Raw genomic sequence first — 21,606 nt, 5'->3', positions numbered from 1 at the left:
GAAGAAGTGGCGACTCGTTCGATGCCGCGTGCGGGTGCGTCGCAGATCGCGGCGCCTTTTACCTCAGTGATCGAGACCATACACGGACTGCTCGCTCGAGGAAAGTCGGCGGTCGGAGCCCTGTCGCTACCGGTACCAGTCCTCGTCGATGCCGGCGAGCCGCGACGGGTGGAGCTCGCCGCCGAGGCCGTAGAACCGCTGGAAGCTCATGATGAGCGGCCGCCACAGGTCGGGATCGATCCGGTTCGCGGTCCCCGCCATCCGGATGGAGTCGTGCACGTGGACGCGACTGATCGCGGCTTCGAAGACGAAGGTGCCGTCGTCGGATGTGAGCGGTCGCGTGTGCACGACGTGTGCTTCGAGGTTGACCGGGCACTCGTCGATCCGTTCCGCACGGACGGTGTCGCCGGGGCGGCCGTGGAGCCCGGCGAGGCGGAGCTTCTCCGGTTCGTGGCGGTACCGGACGTGGGCCTTGCCGGCGGGGACGGGGGATCGTCCCGTCGTGAGGGCGAGCGCGTCCACCGCCGTCACCAGATCGGCGGACGGCAGGTTGATGACGCACTCACCGGTGTCGAGCAGGTTCTGCGCGGTCTGGGATCGGCTTCCCATCCCGAGGACGGCGGTCTGCCCGAGCCAGAAGATCGACGACATGGGGGCGGTGTTCGTGGTGCCGTCGCTGGCGATGCTGCTCAGCAGCGCGACGGGTGTGCCGAAGTAGAGGATCGCGGGGTCGATGGGGGTGTGGTGCACGGCGCTCGGCTCTCGGTCGGGCTTCGCGGCGGTCGCGAGCTCCCAGCCAGTCTCGCCAGGCGCGGGAACGGTCGCTGGCGGTTTCCCGCCGTCGCAGTTCGAGCTGCGGAGCACCAGGACCTACCCTGGACGGATGCTCTCCCGCCGCGAAGCCGCCGTCCGGCTCGACATCCCCCTCGAGATGGCGACCCGCCACGGCATCCCGTCGCGCCTGAGCGAAGCGGAGCTCGACGCGATCGAGCAGGACCCGCCCGCCTGGCTCGTGCAGTCCCGCGACAACCGCACCGGCACCAAGAAGGTCTGGACGCGCCTGGAGTGCGTGGTCTGCGGCTTCGACGAAGAGGCGCGCCCGAAGAAGTGGTGGCCCGAATGGGACTACCTGATGTGCGATTACCACGCCCCGTACCAGGCGCCCGAGCCCACTGCCGGGTTGACGCGGCGCGAGGTCGAGGGCATCGGCAGTCGTTTCATCGCCCTCGTCGACGAGAAGCACTAGCCCACAGGCTCCGCAGGGCGCGCTCGGCAAGCAGACGCGACCACGCGGACGGACGGGAGGCCCGGTGCCAGCTGGCACCGGGCCTCCCGTCCGTCGTGGTGCGGACCTGCGGACGCTACTCGGTCGTCGAGACCCAGTCGATGAGCAGGTTGCCCTTCTCGCCCCAGTTGCCGACCTGGAACATGAAGCGGTGCGGGGTCGTCGGCACGTCGTGCGTGACGGTGCCGAGGACCTTGCCGTCGACGCTGTAGGTCACGGACTCACCGGGGACCCAGTCGACCTTGTAGGTGTGCCAGTCGCGCCACGAGACGCCGGTGCCGAGCTGGACGCGCTCGGATTCCTTGCCGGGGGTCATCGAGTGGTGGAACACCGAGGGGCTGTCCTCGAAGTTGCCCTCGGGGAAGTCGATCTCGCCGTCGGCCCACACGTTCGACGTCGGCCACAGCATGAAGGCCGCGCCGTTGCCGTCGCCGCCGGTCGCCTTCGCGCGGACCGAGAACGAGCCACCGACGTGGTCCCAGGCGCCGTCGGAGGAGCCGAAGGTGCCGGCTGCTCCGGCACCGGTGCCGAGGGCAACGTCCATCACGCCGTCGTGCACCGACACGGTCTTGCTCGGCGCGTAGATGCCCGAGGTGCCGTCGGGGTAGGGCTGCCACGACTGCGGGTACAGCGACTGGACGAGGCCGGTGACGGCGTTCGTGGTGAAGTCCTCGACGAACGGGGCGTCCGGTGCGATCGCGGACAGGTCCGCGGGGGAGGCATCCGCCTCGGGCGCGGCCTCGGACTCGGGCTCGGCCTCTGCGTCGGGCGCGGGCTCGGCGACGGGGGCCGAGTCCTCGATCGGCGCGGAGTCCTGCTCGGGCTCCGTGTCCGGGGTCCACTCGTCGGTGGGGGCCGGGGTCTCCGTCTCGTCCGGGGCCGGCGTCGGGGTGGGGTTCACCGGGGCGTTGTGCCAGCGGCGTTCGCCGTCCCAGCCCCACCAGGTGCGGGCGGAGGCGGCGGTGGGGACACCGAGGACCAGGGCGCCGGCGGTCGCGACCGCCAGGATCGCGCGGTGGCGGATCATCGGGTACCCCCTCGGGTGGTCGGGGGTGTGGGGGTGGTCCGTGGGGTCGTGCCGCGCGAGGGCGTGCACGTGCTTCGGGTCGAGATGTCGGGCTCCTCGTGGATGCTCGGGCGCAGGATGCGGGGAGGGACGGACGCACCAGCCGGCCGGATGCCGAGGGTTTCGTTGACACGTCCACGGACATCTTGCATCATTTGTGACCCGTTCGGGGGGCGTCACGGAAATCGACCGACGAACGCCCGGTGTCCGACGCCCGAACGTGCACGATGCAACGAACGGGGAGCCGACCGCTCAGGCCCGGGGGATCGGCTGCAACCGCTGCAGCTGCGTCACGTGCCCCGGCTCGAGCTCGTCGAGCGAGGCCACTCCGAGCAGCCGCATGGTCCGCTCGATCTGCTCGGACAGGATCTGGATCATCCGGTCCACCCCGGCCTCGCCGCCGGCCATCAACCCGTACAGGTAGGCACGGCCGACCATCGTGAATCTCGCGCCGAGGGCCACCGCGGCGACGATGTCGGCGCCGGACATGATGCCCGTGTCGAGGTGCACCTCGGTGTCCTTCCCGACCTCCTTGACCACGGAGGGCAGCAGGTGGAAGGGAACCGGGGCGCGGTCCAGCTGCCGGCCACCGTGGTTCGACAGCGTGATGCCGTCGACCCCGAGGTCCGCCAGACGCTTGGCGTCCGCCAGGGACTGCACGCCCTTCACGACGATCTTGCCCTGCCACTGGTCACGGATCCAGGCGAGGTCCTCGTAGGTGACGGTCGGGTCGAACATGTGGTCGAGCAGCTCGCCGACGGTGCCGGACCAGCGGTCGAGCGACGCGAACGCCAGCGGCTCGGTGGTCAGGAAGTCGAACCACCACCACGGCCGCGGGATCGCGTTCACCACGGTCCGGGCACTCAGCTGCGGCGGGATCGAGAACCCGTTCCGCTTGTCCCGCAGCCGCGCACCCGCGACGGGGACGTCCACGGTGACGAGCAGGGTGTCGAAGCCTGCCTGCTGGGCGCGGGAGACCAGCGCCATCGACTTCTCGCGGTCCTTCCACATGTACAGCTGGAACCAGTTGCGCCCGTGCGGGTTGGCGTCGCGGACGTCCTCGATCGCGGTGGTGCCCATCGTGGAGAGCGAGAACGGGATACCGGCACGTCCGGCGGCCCGGGCACCGGCCCGCTCGCCCTCGGTCTGCATCATCCGCGTGAAGCCCGTCGGCGCGATGCCGAACGGGTACGATACCGGCGCCCCGAGCACCTGGCGCGAGGTGTCCACCCGCGACACGTCCCGCAGGATCGCCGGGGTGAACTCGATGTCCTCGAACGCCTGCCGCGCGCGGGCCAGTGAGATCTCCGCCTCGGCCGCGCCCTCGGTGTAGTCGAACGCGGCCTTCGGGGTGCGGCGGGCGGCGATCTCCCGCAGGTCCCAGATCGTCAAGGCCTGTTCGAGGCGCTGCCGTCGACCCGGCAGCGAAGGCTTCTTGAACTGCATGAGCGGCGCGAGGTCCCGCACAGTCGGCAGCTGCCGCTTGACCCGCGTGCGAGCGGCGGACGCGGACCCGGTCGCGGGCGCCGGTGCCCCGGTTGCGGGGTCGATCCGGTGCTGGTCGTCGGTCGTGGTCATGCGTGGCTCCTGACGGGGGATCGATCGGGATCGGCGCGCGACGACGCCGACGGGGTGTACCGCACGGGCTCGACGCTCCGTGCGACGATGCTGCGGAGTGCCTCCAGTGAAGCCCCTCCGAGGCGCGCGAGTCCAGCGGCGCGCGCCTGCACCAGCACGTTGCCGAGTGCGGTCGCCTCGACCGGTCCGGCCACGACCGGCAGGCCGGTGCGGTCCGCGGTCAGCTGGCAGAGCAGCCGGTTCTGCGAGCCGCCGCCCACGACGTGCACGACCCGGATGGTCTTGCCGGTCACGTCGGCGATGGTGCGCAGGGTCTCGGCGTACGCCGTCGCGAGTGACTCGAGGATGCTCCGGACGAACTCCGCACGGGTTGCGGGGGCGCTCAGCCCGTGCGCCGCGCACCACGCGGCGATCCGCGCCGGCATGTCGCCGGGTGCCGTGAACGACTCGTCCGCGGGGTCGAAGACGGGGACCGGGGCGGTGACGGCCGCGGCGGAGGCGAGCAGGGCCTCCAGGTCGACGTGGTCGCCACCACGCTCCCAGGTGCGGACGCTCTCCGACAGCAGCCACAGTCCGGACACGTTCTTCAGGAACCGGACGCGGCCGTCGACACCGCCCTCGTTCGTGCAGTTCGCGCGTCGTGCCGCGTCCGACAGGACGGGGGCGTCGAGCTCGACGCCGACGAGCGACCAGGTGCCCGACGAGATGTAGGCGAAGTCCGGCTCCGTCGCGGGGACCGCGACGACGGCGCTCGCCGTGTCGTGCGAGCCGACCAGCGTCACGTCGGCCTGCCCGCCGACGAGCGCGGCGACGCACGGCAGCAGGGGGCCGAGTCGGTCGCCCGGGTCGCGCAGCGTGGGCAGCAGCCCGGCCGGGAGGCCCGCAGCAGCCCGCACCGCCGGGTCCCACCCACGGGTGGTCGCGTTCAGCGCCCCGGTCGTCGAGGCGTTCGTGCGCTCGGTCGCCTCGACCCCCGTCAGCCAGTACCCGAGCAGGTCGGGCACGAGCAGCGCACGCTGCGCGAGCTGCAGCGACGGGTCGGCAGCCCACTGGAACAGGGTGTTAAACGGCAGGTGCTGCAGGCCGTTCCGGGCGTACAGCTCGGTGGCGTCCATCCGATCGTGCACGGGGAGGACACCGCCCTGGTGCCGGTCGTCGCGGTAGTGCGACGGCAGCCCGAGCAGTCGGCCGTCGCGGAGCAGGCCGTAGTCGACCGCCCACGAGTCGATGCCGATGCTGGCGATCGCGGGGTGCTCGGCGAACGCACGCCGCAGCCCCTCGGTCACCTGCCGGTACAGCTCGACGACGTCCCAGTGCAGGGCGTCGCGGCCGGTGTCGGCGTCGCCCTCGTGCAGGGTGACGGGGCCGTTCGGGAACCGTACGACGTGGTCCATCCGGACTCCGTCGGGGTCGACGTGGCCGACGATCACCCGGCCGCTGGTGGCCCCGAGGTCGACCGCGGCGACGCTGCCGCTGGTGTGCATGCCGTGCTCCTGCTCGGTTCGTTGGTCGTCGCTCGTTGGTCGTCGGTCGTCGCTACCGCAGGAAGGCCGCGGCGACACCGGCGTCGACCGGCACGTGCAGGCCGGTGGTGTGCGAGAAGTCGTCGGTGCAGATGGCGTAGACGGCGTTCGCGACGTTCTCGGGCACGACCTCGCGCTTCAGGATCGTGCGCTGCGCGTAGAACTTGCCGAGGTCCTGCTCCTCGATGCCGTACGTCTTGGCGCGGTTGGCGCCCCAGCCGCTCGCGAAGATGCCGGAGCCGCGCACGACCCCGTCGGGGTTGATGCCGTTGACGCGGACGCCGTACTCACCGAGCTCGGCTGCGAGCAACCGCACCTGGTGGGCCTGGTCGGCCTTCGTGGCGGAGTACGCGATGTTGTTCGGCCCGGCGAACACCGAGTTCTTCGACGAGATGTAGACGATGTCGCCGCCCAGGCCCTGCTCGATGAGCACCTTCGCGGCGGCCTTCGACACCAGGAACGAGCCCTTCGCCATCACGTCGTGCTGCAGGTCCCAGTCCTGTTCGGTGGTCTCGAGCAGGCTCTTGGACAGCGACAGCCCCGCGTTGTTCACGACGAGGTCGAGGCCGCCGAAGTGCAGCAGGGTCTGCTGGACGGCCTGGTCGATCGCGGCGGCATCCGTCACGTTCGCGGCGACGCCGATGGCCTGGTCGAGGCCGCCGATCTCGGCCGCCGCAGCAGTGGCCTTCTCGAGGTCGAGGTCGGCGATGACGACGGCGGCACCCTCGGCGGCCAGGCGCTTCGCGATCGCCTTGCCGATGCCCGACGCTGCCCCGGTGACCAGTGCGATGCGCGTCGCGAGCTTCTTGGGTGCGGGCATCCGCTGCAGCTTCGCCTCTTCGAGTGCCCAGTACTCGATCCGGAACTTCTCGGCTTCGTCGATCGGGGCGTAGGTGCTGACCGACTCGGCGCCGCGCATCACGTTGATCGCGTTGACGGTGAACTCGCCGGCGACGCGGGCGGTCTGGGCGTCCTTGCCGTACGAGAACATCCCGACGCCGGGCACCAGCACGATGAGCGGGTCGGCGCCGCGGATCGCGGGGGAGTCCGGCGTCGCGTGCCGGTCGTAGTACGCCTGGTAGTCCGCGCGGTACTGCTCGTGCAGTTCGTGGAGGCGGGCGGTCTGCTCGTCGACGGAGGCCGTTGCGGGCAGGTCGAGGATGAGCGGCTTGACCTTGGTGCGCAGGAAGTGGTCCGGGCAGCTGGTGCCGAGTGCCGCGAGTGCTTCGGCGCGCTCACTCGCCAGGAACTCGAGCACGACGTCGCTGTCGGTGAAGTGCCCGACGACCGGCTTGTCGTGCCCGGCGATGCCGCGGATCGTCGGGGCGAGGGCTGCGGCGCGTGCGCGACGTTCGTCGGGCGGCAGTGCTTCGAACCCCGCTCGGAGGCCGCCGAACGGCTCCGCCGTGCCGTGTTCCGCGAGGTACTGCTCGGCGGTGTCGATGATCCAGCGGGAGTTCGCTTCGGCCTCGTCGCTCGTGTCCCCCCACGCGGTGATCCCGTGGCCGCCCAGGATCGTGCCGATCGCCTGCGGGTGGTCACGCTTGACGCCTGCGATGTCGAGCCCGAGCTGGAACCCGGGCCGGCGCCACGGCACCCAGACGACCCGGTCGCCGAAGATGCGCTCGGTCAGGGCCGGACCGTCCGCCGCCGTGGCGATCGCGATGCCGGCGTCGGGGTGCAGGTGGTCGACGTGGGCGGCGTCGACGAGGGCGTGCATGGCGGTGTCGATCGACGGCGCGGCACCACCCTTGCCGTGCAGCGTGTAGTCGAACGCGGCGACCATCTCGTCCTCGCGCTCCACCCCGGGGTAGACGTCCTGGAGGGCACGGACGCGGTCGACGCGCAGGACCGCGAGGCCCGCCGGGGTGAGGGTGCCGAGGTCGCCCCCGGAGCCCTTCACCCAGAGCAGCTCGACCGGTTCGCCCGTGACGGGGTCGGTGTCGGTGCCCTTGGCGGAGGTGTTGCCGCCCGCGTAGTTCGTGATCCGCGGATCCGAGCCGAGCGCGTTCGAGCGCGTGATGAGCGCACTGATCGTGGTGTCTGCGTCGGTTCCGTGCGTTGCGGGGTCCACCCGTGCCTCCACTGTGTTCGTCATGTTCCTACGCGCCCCAGCCGGCCTGGACGCCGCCGACGCGGTCCTCGGCGATGGACTGCTGGTAGCCCGAATCCAGGTACGCGCGCATCGGGTTCGCCGGCAGCCCGCGGGACTCGCGCCACTCGGCGAGGTCCTTCCGGACGTCGGTCTGGTACGCGTCCATGAAGACCTCGTTGGCGCCGAGGACGTCGTGTGCCTCTTGCGCCGCGGTCAGTGCGACGCGGTCCAGGAGCAGCGCGCGGGCCGTCATCTCCTGCACGTTGAGCACCGAGCGGATCTGGCCGGGGATCTTGTCCTCGATGTTGTGGCACTGGTCGAGCATGAACGCGACGTCGGGGTTGTCGTACCCGCCGCCGCGGATGACCTCGACCAGGATCCGGAACAGCTGGAACGGGTCCGCGGCGCCCACGATCAGGTCGTCGTCCGCGTAGAAGCGCGAGTTGAAGTCGAAGGAACCGAGCTTGCCGAGGCGCAGGAGCTGCATCACGATGAACTCGATGTTCGTGCCGGGGGCGTGGTGCCCGGTGTCGAGGCAGACCATCGCCTTCGGCCCGAGTGCCGCCGTCTGCACGTAGCTGGTGCCCCAGTCGGGAACGTCCGTGTGGTAGAACGACGGCTCGAAGAACTTGTACTCGAGCACGAGCCGCTGGTCGGCGCCGAGGCGGTCGTAGATCGTGCTGAGCGACTCGTGCAGACGGTCCTGGCGGGAGCGCATGTCCTCCTGCCCCGGGTAGTTCGACCCTTCGGCGAGCCAGATCTTCAGGTCGCGGCTGCCGGTGGCGTCCATCACGTCGATGCAGCGTAGGTGGTGGTCGATCGCCTTCTGCCGGATCGTCTCGTCGACGTGGGTCAGGGCGCCGAACTTGAAGTCGTCGTCCTGGAACGTGTTCGAGTTGACGGTGCCGAGCGAGACCCCGTGCTCCTCGGCGTGGCGCTTGAGGTCGGCGAAGTCGTCCACCAGGTCCCACGGGATGTGCAGTGCGACGGTGGGCGCCAGGCCGGTGTACTCCTGCACCTGGGCGGCGTCGGCGATCTTCTCGTAGGGGTCGCGCGGGGTGCCCGGCGTGCTGAACACCTTGAAGCGGGTGCCGGAGTTGCCGAAGGCCCAGCTGGGGAGCTCGATCTGCTGTCGTGCCAGCTGGTCGGCGATGCCGGCCAAGCTCGGGGTCGATGTCATCGTGTCACTTCCTCGTGTGCGATTGAATCGTTTCATACTGTACGGCTTGCGCGGGGTTCGCGCAACCGTGTGGTGGGTGGTGCTGCGTCGCGCACCCCGTTGCGGTCATCGCGCCCCGGAGAGTCGGGGCGCGATGCGCGTACGGGGGCGCGATACGGGACGGGCGCGGGACGGGCGCGGGACGAGCGTGGGACGAGCGTGGGGCGGGCGGATTGCTCGCGGAGCGAGGGGGCGGCTGCGCTGGCGGGCTGTGCGCCCCGTTGCGGTCTTCACGCCCCGAAGAGTCGGGGCGCGAAGCCCGCCCGGGGGCGCGACGCCGGGCGAACGCCGCCTGGCGTCCCGCGCACGTACCGTGACCGGCCCACCTTCCGCCCGGCAGCCCCCTACGCGGCGGGGACCGCGGCGGGCGCGCGCAGCTCGTGCGTTCCGCCGCCAAGCCGCTGCTCGGGCGCACCCGGCAGGCGCACCACGGCCGAGACGCCCTCGGGCACGGTCGCCCGGACGCGCAACTCCCCGTCGACGAGCTCCCACCGCACGGCGACGTGCCCGTGCACGGTGTCGAGCGAGGTCTCCGCCCACGTCAGCCCACCGCCCGGCTGCGGCGCGATGAGCACGGACTCGTACCCCGGCGCCAGCGGCGACAGGCCACCCACCACCCGGTGCATCCAGTCCGCCACGGCACCGAGTGCGTAGTGGTTGAACGAGGTCATCTCACCCGGGTTGATCGTGCCGTCCGGCAGCATCGAGTCCCACCGCTCCCACACCGTCGTCGCACCCATCGTCACCGGGTACAGCCACGACGGGCACTCCGTCTGCAGCAGCAGCCGGTAGGCGTCCTCCAGGTGCCCCGTCTGCGTCAGGGCGTCGGTGATGAAGGGCGTCCCCGCGAAGCCCGTCGAGATCCGGTACCCGGACGCCTCGACCAGCTCGGCGAGACGCTCGCCGGCCACGGCCTGCTCCTGCTCGGACAGGATCCCGAACACGATCGCCAGTGTGTACACCGTGGTCGCGTCCGACAGGATCCGCCCGTCGTCCTGCAGGTAGTGGGTGCGGAACCCGGCCTGGAGGCGCGTGGCGAGTTCCCGGAACTCCGCTGCTTCCGCCTCGTGACCGCCCAACAACTCCGCCGCGTCCGCCACGATCGTCGCGGACCGGTAGGCGCAGATCGTCGCGACGACGCCCTTGTCGGCCTTCGCGTCGGCCGGGGCCTCGGGCGGGGCGTCCGGGTCGAGCCAGTCGCCGAACTGGAACACGGTGTCCCACAGGTCCTCCGGGGACAGGTGGTCACGGACCCGGCGCAGGTGTGCGGCCATCGAGTCGAACTGCTCCTCGAGCACCGCGGTGTCGCCGTACGCCTGGTACAGCGTCCACGGCACCCAGACGCCGGCGTCCGACCAGACGGCGGTCGCGTCGGGCTTGCCGAAGTCCTCGGCGGGGGAGTACTTCAGCACGTCCGGCACCACGAACGGGATGACCCCGTCGGCGTGCTGCTGCTCGAGCCAGACGTCGCGCAGCCAGTCGGCCAGGAACGTCCGCGTGTCGAACAGGTACGAGGCCGTCGGGGCGAACGCGGCGATGTCACCCGTCCAGCCGAGTCGCTCGTCGCGCTGCGGGCAGTCCGTCGGCACGCTCAGGAAGTTGCCCTGCATGCCCCGGACGACGTTGTCGTGGAAGGTGTTCAGCAGCTCGTGGCTCGACGCGAACGTGCCGGTGCGGGTGAGGTCCGACCCGACCTGCACGGCGGTGACCGCAGCGCGGAGTTCGTCGTGGGTGCCCGGCCAGCCGTCGACCTGCGCGTACTGGAACCCGTGGAACGTGAACCGGGGCTCGAACGTCTCGGGCTCGTCGTCACCGCGCAGGGTGAAGTGGTCCGTCGCCTTCGCGGTGCGCAAGGGGCGGGTGCCGAGCTCGTCGTGCTCGAGCACCTCGGCGTGCTGCAGGGTGAGCACGGTGCCGGCCGGGCCGGTCGCGGTGACCCGGAGCCACCCCACCAGGTTCACGCCGAAGTCGAGCAGGGTCGCTCCCGACGGGCTCGTCCAGATCGCCACCGGGGCGATCTCGGCGAGCGGGCGCACCGGCGGCACCGTGTCGGCGACGAGTTCGCGCTCGCCGATGTCGACCGTGTGCACCGTGCTCGTCCGACCCCGGTGGCCGTCGACGCTCGGCACGGTGACCTCGCCGGGCGTCAGGAACGAGCCGTCGCGGAGTCGGGCGTCGATGTCCTGCCCGTCGTAGAGCTGGTCGGCGGTGATCGCGCTCGACAGGGCCTGCCAGTCGGTGTCGGTCGTGACGTGCTGCTCGTGCCCGTCGGCGAAGGTGATCCGGAGTTCGGCGAATCCGGCGCGCTCGTCGGTGTACCAGCCACCGCCGCCGCCCCAGGCCAGGCGTCCGGCTGCCCAGCCGTTGCCGACGACGAGCGCGAGGACCGCCGGCTGCCCGGGGATCGTGTCGGTCAGGTGCTCGGTGACGTCGTGCGAGACGACGCGGATGCGCCACTCGTAGCTCGTCCACCCCGGTTCGAGCAGGTGGTCGGAGACACGCTGCCCGCCGAGCCAGGCCTCGACGACGCCGAGGGCGCTGACGTCGAGGGTGGCGGCGGTGACGGCGCCGTGGCCGTCGTCGAGGGGGAACTCCCGACGCAGGATCGGGGCGCTGCCGAGGTCGGTGTAGGCCGCGATGAACGGTGCGGTCCAGGTGGTCATGTGGTGGTCCTTTCACGCGACCGGTCGTCGTCGACCGGTGCGGGGGTCGTGGGCCCGGCCGTCCGCCCGGGTGGGCGGTGTGGCGGAGGCGGGTCGCGCCTCCAGGCCGGGGTGGGCGGTCAGCCCTTGACGGCGCCGCTGGTCATGCCGGCGACGATCTGACGGTTGAAGAAGACGTAGAGGATCAGCGGCGGGATCGTGATGAGCAGCACGTCGGTGAACAGCAGGTTCAGCTGGCTGACCGACTGGCTCTGGAACGCGTAGAGCGTCTGCTGCACCGTCGCGTTCTCGGACCCCGGCAGGAAGTACAGCGGGTTGGTGAAGTCGTTGAAGACCGTCACCGACTGCACGAGCACGACCGTGATGATCACTGGCTTGAGCAGCGGCAGCACCACCCCGAAGAACAGGCGGATCGGGCCGGCGCCGTCGAGCACGGCGGCCTCGTCGAGCTCCTTCGGGATAGTCGCGACGAACGCCCGGAACAGCAGGATGCAGAACGACAGGCCGAAGGTCGCCTCGATGAGGATCATCCCGCCCATGGTCTTGAACAGGTTGAGCCCCTGCAGCACCCAGATGGTCGGCACGATCGCCGGCGGCACGATGAGCCCCGCCAGCACGAAGAAGTTGATCAGGCCGTTCCACTTGCTCGGTCGCCGCTGCAGGACGTACCCGACCATCGCGGAGAACACGACCATGACGGTGACGCTGCCGACGGTGAGCAGGGCGCTGTTCCAGAACGCGCGGAGGATCCCGCCGTCGCCGCTCTGGAACACCGCCTGCAGGTTCTGCCACAGCTGCCAGTCCGTCGGCAGGCTGAAGCCGAGCTGGTTCGCCTCGGCGGGGTTCTTCGCGGCCTGGAGCAGGACGAAGACGAACGGCACCAGGAAGACGACGAAGCTGACGACGATGGCGATCGAGCCGATGATCCACCGGCGGGCGCGGCCGGGGTGGCGGGACCGCGTCGGGGTGCTGACGCGGGGGCTGGTGAGCGTGGTCACAGCTCTGCCTCCTTGCGGTTGAGGAGCCACGAGATCGGCACCATGATCGCCGTGACGACGACGAACAGGACCACGTTGCCGGCGGTGGACAGACCGTAGAACCCGGCCTGGTACTGCTTGTAGATCACGCTCGCGATCACGTCGCTCGTGAACCCCGGCCCGCCGCCGGTCATCGCCCAGATCAGGTCGAACGACCGCAGGCCGCCGATGAGCGACAGGATGATGACCGTGCCCATCGCGGGGCGGGACAGCGGAAGGGTGATGTTCCGGAAGATCGACCACGCGCTCGCGCCGTCGACCCGTGCCGCCTCGAAGTACTCCTGCGGGATCGCCACGATGCCGGCGATGAAGATGAGCGTCGCGATGCCGACGCCCTTCCAGACGTCCACCGCGGCGACGCTCCACAGGGCGAGCGCCGGGTCGGTCAGCCACCCGGGGGTGGGCAGGCCGACCGAACCCAGTACGCCGTTGATGATCCCGTGGAACGGGTCCATCAGCGCCTTGAACGTGATGCCGATGCCGATGGTCGACACGAGCACCGGGAAGAACACGACCGCCCGCAGGTAGCCGCGCCCCAGCACGGGCGACGTGAGGAGCAGGGCGAGGGCGAGTCCGAGGACCACCTTCGCCGCGCTCGTCACGAAGCCGTACTGGAAGGTGTGCACGAACCCGGAGACGAGCTGCGGGTCCTGGAAGAACCGGACGAAGTTGTCGAAGCCGATGAAGGTCTGGTCGAACAGCGTCCAGCGGGTGAGCGAGAAGTAGAACCCGGCGAAGGTCGGGACCGCGAAGAACACGACGTACAGCGCGATCGCGGGGATGAAGAACCACGCGGGGTAGAACGAGCGCATCCGCTTGCGCGCTGGTCCGGGGCGGCCGGCCTTGCGTGTCTGCGGCGGGGCCACCGCCGTCGTGAGGGTCGCGGTCACGCCGATCACCAGCCCTTGATGCCGAGCTGCTGTGCCTGCTGGACGACGTCGTCGTCGTACTGGTCGGCGCCCTTGCTCGCGGTGGTGATGCCCGAGCCGACCTGCACGCAGATCTTCTCGAGGTTCGGGCCCTTGATCGGGGACAGGAACTCGAGCGCGGGGCTCGCCTTGCCGTCGTCCAGGTACTGCTGCAGGTCGTCGATCATCGGGGGCACGTCGTCCGGCAGCGAGCAGGTCGAGATGACGTACGGGCCGGCGGGGGTGCCGGTGTCGTTCTGCACCTGGCAGCCCTCGGTGGAGTTCGCGAAGGCGACGAACTTCTTCGCGGCCGCCAGCTTGTCACCGGTGGTCGTCTTCGGGATGTACAGGCCGTTCGGCTCCCAGATCGTCAGGTTCGTGTCCGCGGCGTCCTCGGCCGGCAGGGCGAACGCGCCGATGTCGTCGACGGCGTCGGGGGAGTCCTGCTGGATCGCCGAGATCGCGTTCGTGAGCATCGGGTACTGCGCGCCGGTGCCGTCGGCCAGCATCTTCAGGCCGTTCGCCTGCGTGGCCGAGGCGTAGTCCTCGTTGTAGAGGTCCTTGTCCTTGCCCTCGGCGAGGTGCTCGAACCCGGCGAGAGCGGGTTCGTCGGCGTAGGACTCCTTGTTGGCGGTGTAGTCGTCCGCCCACTTGTCGTCCTGCGCGGTGATGTTCGCGAAGTCGCCGAGGACGAAGAGCTGGCTGGTCCAGGTGTCGCCGTAGGTCTGGATGATCGGGGCGACGTCGCCGGCGTCCTTGATCTTCTCGCTGTTGCTGATGAACTCGTCCCAGGTGGTCGGGACCTTCAGGCCGAGGTCGTCGTAGACCTTCGTGTTGTAGAGCACCGCACCGCCGAAGCTCGTGCCGAACGGGGCGCCGTACATGCCCTTGTCGGTGCTGACGACCTTGGTGAACTGCGGGTCGACGTCGCTCGCCCACTTCTCGTCGGACAGGTCCACCAGGGTGTTGTCCGGGTTGAGTGCCTGCATGAGCGAGCCGGAGTTGTAGTTGAAGACGTCGGCGGCCTCGCCGGTCGACAGGCGGGTCTTGATCAGGTTGTCGCCGTCGGTGCCCTGGGGCCGGGTGTCGAACTTGACGGTGATGTCGGGGTTGGCCTTCTCGAAGGCTTCGATGAGCGGCTTCGCGGTGGCCGCGGTGGCCGGGGCGTTGTCGGCCTGGTAGGTGATCTCGACCTTGCCGCCGCCTTCGTCGGCGGGGCCGCCGGACGAGCACGCTGCGAGCCCGCCGATCAGGACCGTCGCGCCGCCGATGGCGATCGCGCGCTTGGTCACGGAACGAACTGACATTCCTTACCTCCTCGTAAGGCCCGGGGCTGGGGTACCCCGGGTGAAACGGACCCGGATCCCGCGCCGTCGCGGGGTCCGGTTACTGCGTTTTAGAACGTTTCAATCAGGATCGAACCACGAGGATTGAAGCGTGTCAATCGCTGTGCCGATTTCGTTACGCGATCCCGCAGGCTCGCTCGCTCGTTCGTCGTTCGGTGGGAGGTTCAACACTCGGTGACGGGCGCGCGGGCTCGCACGGAGTGCGGAATCTCGCACCGAGCCGACGCGCGGTGCTGCACCGTGCGGTGGTCGCGCCGCCCGCCGGCCGGGAGGCCCGTACCGGCCCCGCCCCGCGCCTCCCATCCGGTGTCCTGTCGCGTCCGCGGGCCCGCGTCGCCTCGTGCGCGCCGGCCCGGCCCGCAGTCCGCTGCCTGCTGCCCGCTGCCCGCAGCCCGCTGCCGCGGCCCGCTGCCCACTGTCCGCGAAAGCGACAGTGTGCCGCCGAACGTTCGCGCCGATCTGTCGCTCTGGCGGACCGGACGCAGCGACGACCCGCGGATGTGTCGCTTTCGCGGGTTGGTCCGCCGCCGGTCAGGCCTCGGTGCGCCTCGGGTCGCTCGGCGTGGTGCCCGCGACGGCTGCGGCGGCGGCTGCTGCGGCCGCGCCCTCGCGACCGAGCGTGCTCTCTCGCGGTACCAGCTCACTGCCGAGCACGACGGTCCGGTGTACGTGCATCGGGTCGGTGAGCTCCTCGAGCAGCAGTTCCACCGCCGCCGCACCCATCTCCGAGCCGTGCATCGTCACCGAGGTCAGCGGCACCGCACCACCCCACGCCACGGAGTTGTGGTCGCAGCCCGACACGGGGATGTCCTCGGGGACGCGGATCCCGGCGGCCCGGAGTTCGGAGACGACGGCCATCGCGAGCAGGTCGGTCACACCCAGTACCCCGTCGGGGCGTTCGTCCTCGGGCATCCGGGCGATGCGGAGCCCGGCGTCGGTGCCTCCGGGCGGGTCGATGTCCCCGGCGTCGACGTCGACGAGTACGACCCCGGGGTGCGCCGCGACGGCCCGCAGCACGCCGGCCCGTCGGCGGTCGACGGGCTGCAGGTCCGGACGGGCGCTCACGAACCCGATGCGTCGGCAGCCGCGGTCGATCAGGTGCTCGGTCGCCAGGAACCCGGCCTGCTCGTTGTCCACGACCACCGCGCACGCGTCGAGCTCGGTCGGTTCGTAGTTGACGTACACGACGGGTCGGCCGTGACGCCGCGCAACCTCGACCTGGTCGCGGGACTCCGTCATCGAGGCGAGCAGGATCCCCGACACCCGGGCGCTCTCGAGGTAGGCGAGGTGTTCGCCCTGCGCCTGCAGGTCGTCCTCACTGCTGGCGATCAGCAGGGTGAAACCGAGGTCCCGCGCGGCGAGCTGCGCGCCGTTGACCATGTCGCTGAACAGGGAGTTCCGCAGGGACATCACGACCAGGCCGATCGCCCGCGTGCTGCCGGACACCAGGGCCCGGGCGTTGCGGTTCGGCGTGTACCCGAGCTCGTCGATCGCGTCGCGCACCCGTTCGGCCGTGGCGTCGGCGACCCGCTCGGGGTGGTTCAGGACGTTCGAGACCGTGGCCAGCGAGACCCCGGCCCGGGCTGCGACGTGGTGCACGCTCGGCGGACCGTCGCGCCGGGGGACATGCACCATGCTCTGATCGTAGGCGGCGGGGGAGCCCTGCCCGGACCGTGTCCTACGCGTCGGCGACGGAGGACTGCCGCACCACGAGCTCCGGCGTGAACTCCACGTGCTCGAGGTCGATGTCCTGCCCCTGCTCGACCTGCTTCGTGAGGAGTTCGATGGCGCGGCGACCGAGGTCCTGCGCCGGCTGCCGCACCGACGTCAGCGGAACGACGGCGGACTCGGCGAAGGCGATGTCGTCGTAGCCGACGATGGCGATCTGCTCGGGCACCGCGATGGTGCCGCGCATGATGAAGGCCTGTTCGAGACCGACCGCGAGCAGGTCGTTGGCGGCGAAGACGGCGTCCGGGCGTTCATCGGCCGGCCGCGCTTGGATCGCTTCGCCGATGCGGCGCCCTTCGAGCACGGACAGCGAGGTGGTCGGCAGCGCTTCGAGCCGGATGCCCGCGGCCTGTGCGGCGGCGACCGCCCCGGCGTGCCGGTCGGCGACCTGGCGGATGCCGAACGGACCGCCGACGAAGGCGACGTGCGTGCGACCGATCGCCGCGAGGTGCTCGACCGCGATGCGGCCGCCGGCGACGTCGTCGACCGAGACCGAGGCGAACTGCTCGTCGTCGGCGCGCCGGTCCACCAGCACCACGGCCGTGCCCTGGTCGCGCAGTCGTGCGAGGCGCGACAGGTCGTCGCCCGCGGGGGAGATCAGGAGTCCGGCGACTCGGCGTTCCTCGAACAGGTCGACGTAGGTGTGTTCGCGGTCGGTCGACTCGTCCGAGTTGCCGATCAGGACCGCGAGGCCGTTGTCCATCGCGGCGTCCTCGGCACCGCGGGCGACGTCGGTGAAGAACGGGTTGCCGCCGTCGAGCACGATGAGCCCGACGGTGGAGCTGCGTCCGGCCCGGAGCTGCCGTGCGGAGTCGTTGCGGACGAACCCGAGCGTCGCGATCGCCGACTGCACGCGTTCCACCGTGCCGGGAGCGACCTTGTCGGGGCGGTTCAGCACGTTCGACACCGTGCCGAGGGACACGCCCGCGAGCGCTGCCACCTCTCGCACACTGACCGCCATGTGGCCATCCTGGCATCGGCGCGGTCCGCGCGGTCGGCCCGCGCCGTGATCTGTGGAAAACGCGGACGGGAGGCGCGGGGCGGGCCGGTGCCGGGCCTCCCGTCCGTGGGGTGGTCGCGTCGACTGCCCGCGCGCGGCGCGAGGACCGGCCTCGCGAACCCGCTCTTGCCAGCGCGCACACCGGAGCGCTATCGTCCTCGTCGTCCCGTTGAAACGATTCACCGACGAACACGCGAACGGAGGACCAATGGCGGTCCGCATCGGAGCCCGGAACACCACGGGCTGGAAGGCCACCGTCTCGGTGGCCATGTCGAACTACATCGAGTCGGGGTCGATCATCGCGATCGCCACGAGCCTCAGCCTCTGGCAGGCCGAGTTCCGGATCGGCGACCTCGAGGTCGGCTTGCTCGCGAGCCTGTCCGCGAACGCCTTCGGTGCCGCCCTCGGCGCGATCGTCGGCGGACCGCTGTGCGACCGGTACGGCCGCAAGTTCATCTACACGTACGACCTGCTCCTCTACATGCTCGGCATCCTGCTCGCGGTGTTCGCCGGCAGCTACGGCATGCTCCTGGTCGGCTTCATCCTGACCGGCATCGCCGTCGGTGCGGGTGTGCCGGCGAGCTGGACCTACATCGCCGAGCAGGCCCCTGCGGACAAGCGCGCGGCCCACGTCGGCACGGCACAGCTCGCGTGGTCGATCGGGCCGATGGTCGGGTTCGCCCTGGCGATCGCCGCCGCCCCGCTCGGCCTGCTCGGGAGCCGCCTCATCTTCGCCCACCTGTTCGTCGTCGCCGCCATCGTGTGGTGGCTCCGCCGCGGGCTGCCCGAGTCGGCGATCTGGAAGGACGAGCGCGCGGCCACCGGCACGGCGAACTTCTTCCACGGGATCACGCAGCTGTTCAGCCGCCGGAAGAACCTGACCGCGATGCTGTTCCTGTTCGGCGTCTACGCGCTCTGGAACACCGTCGCGGGGCAGGCCGGCATCTTCCAGCCCCGGGTGTACGCGGCGACCGGGGTCACGAGCGTCACCGAGCAGTACGGACTGCAGATCCTGGTCTGGGGCTGCACCGTCGCCGCGACGTACTTCGGCTTCATGCGGTACGCCGACCGGGTCAGCCGCCGAGCGCTCTACGCCGCCGGGGCCGTGCTGGCGATCATCGCGTGGGCCGTCCTCATCTACGCGCCCGCCAACCTCGGCACCCTGCTGTTCTTCGCCGTGGCGTGGGGCATCTCGTCGGGCATCGGCGCGCAGGCGTTCTACGGCCTCTGGACGAGCGAGCTCTTCGCCACCCGGTACCGCGCCAGCGCCCAGGGCGTGCTGTTCCTGGCCGCCCGCGTCATGGTCGGCCTGTTGAGCATCTGGTTCCCGCTGCTGCTGTCGGACATCGGGCTGCGGGCCCTCGGCGGCCTGATCCTCGGGCTCCTCGCGCTGTCGTTCCTCGTCGGCACGATCTGGGCACCGCGCACCCAGGGCAAGACCCTCGAGGCGATCGAAGCCGAGCGCTACGGCACCGTCACCACGGTCACCGGGACGGTCCGCACCGCCGACGAGCGTACCGTCCACGACGCCGAGCAGCGGCGCCGCGAACAGGCCGGACGGTGACCCGCGTCTGCTTCCGGCTGCAGGTGCAGGTCGAGCTGCTCGACGCCTACCGCGAGCGGCACGCCGCCGTGTGGCCGGCGATGCTCCGGGCGATCGCGGCGGCGGGGCGGCGGAACTACTCGCTGTTCCTCGACGACGACGGACTGCTCATCGGGTACTACGAGACGGACTCGGTGGCCGATGCGGACGCCGCGCTCGCCGCGTCCGAGGTGGCCACGGCGTGGGAGGCGCACATGCAGGACCTCTTCGCCGGGGCCACCGGGCGCGCCGACCAGACGGCGCGGGTGCTGCCCGAGGTGTTCAACCTGGAGGACCAGCTGGCCGCCGCACCGGACTGACGGGGACCGTGGCTACCGTGGACGCATGCAGCCGCCAGCAGCCGGGACCCTCCGCATCCTCCACCTCTCCGACACCCACCTGACCGGCGACGGAGCCCTGCATCAGGGCGCGGTCGACACCACGGCCGCCCTCGAACGGCTGCTCGCCCACGTCGACGCGGTGCCCGGCATCGGGCTGGTGGTGGTCTCGGGCGACGTCTCCGAGGACGGCAGCCCGGAGTCCTACGCGATCGTGCGGGACCGCGTCGGCGGCTGGGCGGAACGGCACGGTGCGGCCGTCGTCGCGGTGCCCGGCAACCACGACCTGCGCGAGGGCTTCCGGCAGGTCCTGGCGAACGGGCACGTCCTGGGCGAGGGCGGAACGGCGCTGATGCACACGCTGGAGTACCTGCCGCCGACGGTGCCGGTCTCCGGGCAGTCGGTCGTCGCGGGTCGACGGATCGTGACCGTCGACACGAGCGTCCCGGGTGCCGGGTACGGCGAGCTCAGCGACACGGCGCTCGAGCACCTGCGCACGGCCCTCGCCGAAGACGCCCACAGCGGCCCGGACGACGCCCCGCACGGCACCGTCGTCGTCCTGCACCACCCGCCACTGCCCGCCCCGACCGAGCTGCACGAGGCCCTCCGCCTGCAGAATCCCGAGGCGCTCTCCGACGTCATCCGTGGTTCCGACGTGCGGGTCGTCCTCGCCGGCCACTACCACCACCACTTCGCCGGGTCACTCGCCGGCGTCCCGGTCCTCGTCGCCCCGGGTGTCGCGAACGACACCGACGTCGTCGGCCCGTACGACGAGGAATCGGCCGTCGTCGACAGCGGCGCACTCGTCGTCGACGTCGCCGCGGACGGCTCGGTCTGGTCGACACCGGTCCGCGTGCCCCGGGGCGACGCCGACCCGCGGGCGTTCCGCCTGGACCCCGAGACGGTCCGCGCCGTCATCGCGGCGGCCGGCAAGCACTGAGCCCGGTCCCCACGCGCGGTGGACGTGCGTGACGGCGGCCTGGAGGCCCGTGGCGGCGCCGCCACGGCCTCCAGTCCGTCGTCTGGTCACGTCCACAGCCGCGGTACCCCACGTCTTCGGGTTGCGTGCGGGAACACCGAGTAGCACGGACGCACACCTGGAGCGAAGGAGCACCCATGCGAGTCGGCAGTGCAGTGCAGTACGACCGGTACGGCGACTTCGACGTCGTCGAGCTCGTCCCCCAGCAGAAGCCCGAGGCCGGACCGGGCGAGATCGTCGTCGAGATCGTGGCCGCGGGCCTGAACCACATCGAGCGGTTCCTGCGCGAGGGGAAGCTCCGCGACCACGTCGACCTCGAGTTCCCCGCCCACCAGGGCGTCGACTTCGCCGGCATCGTGCGCGCGCGGGGCGACGGCGTGAAGGACCTCCGCATCGGCGACGAGGTGATGGGGCACGCGCCGACCGGCGGCGCCCACGCCACGTGGATCGCGGTGCCGCGCGGCGCCGTCATCAAGAAGCCGGAGCACGTCGGGTGGGAGGTCGCCGGCGGCCTGTACCTGGCGGGCTGCACCGCGGTGTCGGTCGTCCGGTCGCTCCGGCTCGGACCGCAGGACACCGTCGTGATCTCGGCCGCAGCCGGTGGCGTCGGACACATCGAGTGCCAGCTGGCGCACGACGCCGGCGCGACCGTGATCGCCCTCGGCAGCCCTCGCAACCACGATTACCTGCGGCAGATCGGCACGCTGCCCGTCGCCTACGGCGAAGGCGAGGAAGACCGCATCCGCGACATCGCCGACGGCCGGCCGATCACCGCGTTCATCGACAACCACGGCGAGAGCAACGCCGAGCTGCTGGCCGAACGGCTCGGCGTCGGCCAGGAGCGGTTCGTGTCGTCGGAGGAGCGCCGGGACATCGAGGTCCGGTTCCTCCGCGCACCCGCCGAGGACGAGGAGACGCGCGAGCTGCTCACCCTGCTGGCGAAGGCCGTGCAGGACCGCCGCGTGCAGGTCCTGATCTCGGGCTTCTACCCGTTCGAGTACATCGTCGAGGCGTACGAGGACCTGGCCGAGATGAAGTCCCGCGGTAAGGTCGTGATCGGGATGCAGACCGTGGAGACCGGGGCGCGGCTCGACTGGTACCGCTCCGAGAAGGCCCGTGACCTGCGCGACCGGTACGCCGACGCTCGGGGGACCGACACGGAGACGATGGCCGGCGGATCGGCGTCGCCCGCGAGCTGAGCGAGCGGAACGAGCTGAGCGTTGCAGAGGCCCGACACCTTCGTGTCGGGCCCCTGCCGC

17 protein-coding genes are annotated in these 21,606 nt (G+C 71.0%); 5 read left to right on the top strand and 12 right to left on the bottom strand.

What is annotated here, in order from left to right; genetic code table 11:
- Positions 1-126: 126 nt before the first annotated feature.
- The gene (locus DEJ29_RS13430) at positions 127-750 is read right to left on the bottom strand and encodes a flavin reductase family protein (RefSeq protein WP_111095972.1); all 624 of its coding nucleotides are present in this window, start codon (positions 748-750) and stop codon (positions 127-129) included.
- A gap of 133 nt (positions 751-883) precedes the next feature.
- Between DEJ29_RS13430 and DEJ29_RS13425 the strand changes: the two genes are divergently transcribed.
- On the top strand, positions 884-1,246 hold the full coding sequence (locus tag DEJ29_RS13425; protein WP_111095973.1) for a hypothetical protein: 363 nt from the start codon (positions 884-886) through the stop codon (positions 1,244-1,246).
- 115 nt (positions 1,247-1,361) lie between these two features.
- Here DEJ29_RS13425 and DEJ29_RS13420 read toward each other — a convergent pair whose 3' ends face one another.
- The 11 genes from DEJ29_RS13420 to DEJ29_RS13370 all read right to left on the bottom strand — a co-directional run bounded on the left by DEJ29_RS13420 (position 1,362) and on the right by DEJ29_RS13370 (position 17,409).
- Positions 1,362-2,312 carry a glycoside hydrolase family 16 protein gene (locus tag DEJ29_RS13420; protein WP_258376031.1) on the bottom strand — a complete coding sequence of 317 codons (951 nt, stop codon included), beginning with the start codon at positions 2,310-2,312 and terminating at the stop codon, positions 1,362-1,364.
- A 291-nt stretch (positions 2,313-2,603) separates the two neighbouring features.
- A complete protein-coding gene (locus DEJ29_RS13415) occupies positions 2,604-3,929 on the bottom strand; it encodes an alpha-hydroxy acid oxidase (protein ID WP_181438267.1) in 1,326 nt (441 codons plus the stop codon).
- Positions 3,926-5,413: a rhamnulokinase gene (locus DEJ29_RS13410; protein ID WP_111095767.1), complete on the bottom strand. Its 1,488-nt coding sequence runs from the start codon at positions 5,411-5,413 to the stop codon at positions 3,926-3,928. The genes DEJ29_RS13415 and DEJ29_RS13410 overlap by 4 nt, the downstream gene beginning before the upstream one ends.
- Positions 5,414-5,465: 52 nt before the next feature.
- On the bottom strand, positions 5,466-7,550 hold the full coding sequence (locus DEJ29_RS13405) for a bifunctional aldolase/short-chain dehydrogenase (RefSeq protein ID WP_111095768.1): 2,085 nt from the start codon (positions 7,548-7,550) through the stop codon (positions 5,466-5,468).
- A gap of 4 nt (positions 7,551-7,554) precedes the next feature.
- Positions 7,555-8,727 carry an L-rhamnose isomerase gene (gene rhaI, locus DEJ29_RS13400; RefSeq protein ID WP_111095769.1) on the bottom strand — a complete coding sequence of 391 codons (1,173 nt, stop codon included), beginning with the start codon at positions 8,725-8,727 and terminating at the stop codon, positions 7,555-7,557.
- A 383-nt stretch (positions 8,728-9,110) separates the two neighbouring features.
- A complete protein-coding gene (locus tag DEJ29_RS13395; RefSeq protein ID WP_111095770.1) occupies positions 9,111-11,429 on the bottom strand; it encodes a family 78 glycoside hydrolase catalytic domain in 2,319 nt (772 codons plus the stop codon).
- A 119-nt stretch (positions 11,430-11,548) separates the two neighbouring features.
- The gene (locus DEJ29_RS13390) at positions 11,549-12,427 is read right to left on the bottom strand and encodes a carbohydrate ABC transporter permease (RefSeq protein WP_111032108.1); all 879 of its coding nucleotides are present in this window, start codon (positions 12,425-12,427) and stop codon (positions 11,549-11,551) included.
- Positions 12,424-13,356: a carbohydrate ABC transporter permease gene (locus DEJ29_RS13385; protein WP_241660435.1), complete on the bottom strand. Its 933-nt coding sequence runs from the start codon at positions 13,354-13,356 to the stop codon at positions 12,424-12,426. Before DEJ29_RS13385 ends, DEJ29_RS13390 begins: the two co-directional genes overlap by 4 nt.
- Before the next feature lie 5 nt (positions 13,357-13,361).
- Positions 13,362-14,681 (bottom strand): ABC transporter substrate-binding protein, encoded by a 1,320-nt coding sequence (locus DEJ29_RS13380; RefSeq protein ID WP_111095771.1) that lies wholly within the window; start codon positions 14,679-14,681, stop codon positions 13,362-13,364.
- A gap of 570 nt (positions 14,682-15,251) precedes the next feature.
- Positions 15,252-16,355, bottom strand: coding sequence for a LacI family DNA-binding transcriptional regulator (locus DEJ29_RS13375; protein WP_111095772.1), 1,104 nt, complete (start codon positions 16,353-16,355; stop codon positions 15,252-15,254).
- Positions 16,356-16,398: 43 nt separating this feature from the next.
- Positions 16,399-17,409 carry a LacI family DNA-binding transcriptional regulator gene (locus DEJ29_RS13370; RefSeq protein ID WP_111095773.1) on the bottom strand — a complete coding sequence of 337 codons (1,011 nt, stop codon included), beginning with the start codon at positions 17,407-17,409 and terminating at the stop codon, positions 16,399-16,401.
- 247 nt (positions 17,410-17,656) lie between these two features.
- Here DEJ29_RS13370 and DEJ29_RS13365 point away from each other — a divergent pair, with 247 nt between their 5' ends.
- The 4 genes from DEJ29_RS13365 (at position 17,657) to DEJ29_RS13350 (ending at position 21,546) form a co-directional block, all read left to right on the top strand.
- A complete protein-coding gene (locus DEJ29_RS13365) occupies positions 17,657-19,012 on the top strand; it encodes an MFS transporter (protein ID WP_214540720.1) in 1,356 nt (451 codons plus the stop codon).
- Entirely contained in the window at positions 19,009-19,350 is a 342-nt protein-coding gene (locus DEJ29_RS13360) for an L-rhamnose mutarotase (RefSeq protein WP_071247715.1), read from the top strand. The genes DEJ29_RS13365 and DEJ29_RS13360 overlap by 4 nt, the downstream gene beginning before the upstream one ends.
- A 25-nt stretch (positions 19,351-19,375) precedes the next feature.
- Complete coding sequence (locus DEJ29_RS13355; RefSeq protein ID WP_111095774.1) at positions 19,376-20,308, top strand: metallophosphoesterase; 933 nt, start codon at positions 19,376-19,378, stop codon at positions 20,306-20,308.
- Between the two features lie 176 nt (positions 20,309-20,484).
- Positions 20,485-21,546, top strand: coding sequence for an NADP-dependent oxidoreductase (locus DEJ29_RS13350; RefSeq protein ID WP_051596869.1), 1,062 nt, complete (start codon positions 20,485-20,487; stop codon positions 21,544-21,546).
- Positions 21,547-21,606 lie beyond the last annotated feature (60 nt).

Source organism: Curtobacterium sp. MCPF17_021 (genome assembly GCF_003234605.2).
In the GTDB taxonomy this organism is placed as follows: Bacteria; Actinomycetota; Actinomycetes; order Actinomycetales; family Microbacteriaceae; genus Curtobacterium; species Curtobacterium flaccumfaciens.
Note: the sequence above shows the minus strand (reverse complement) of the source record. Positions and strands in the feature narration are given on the sequence as shown.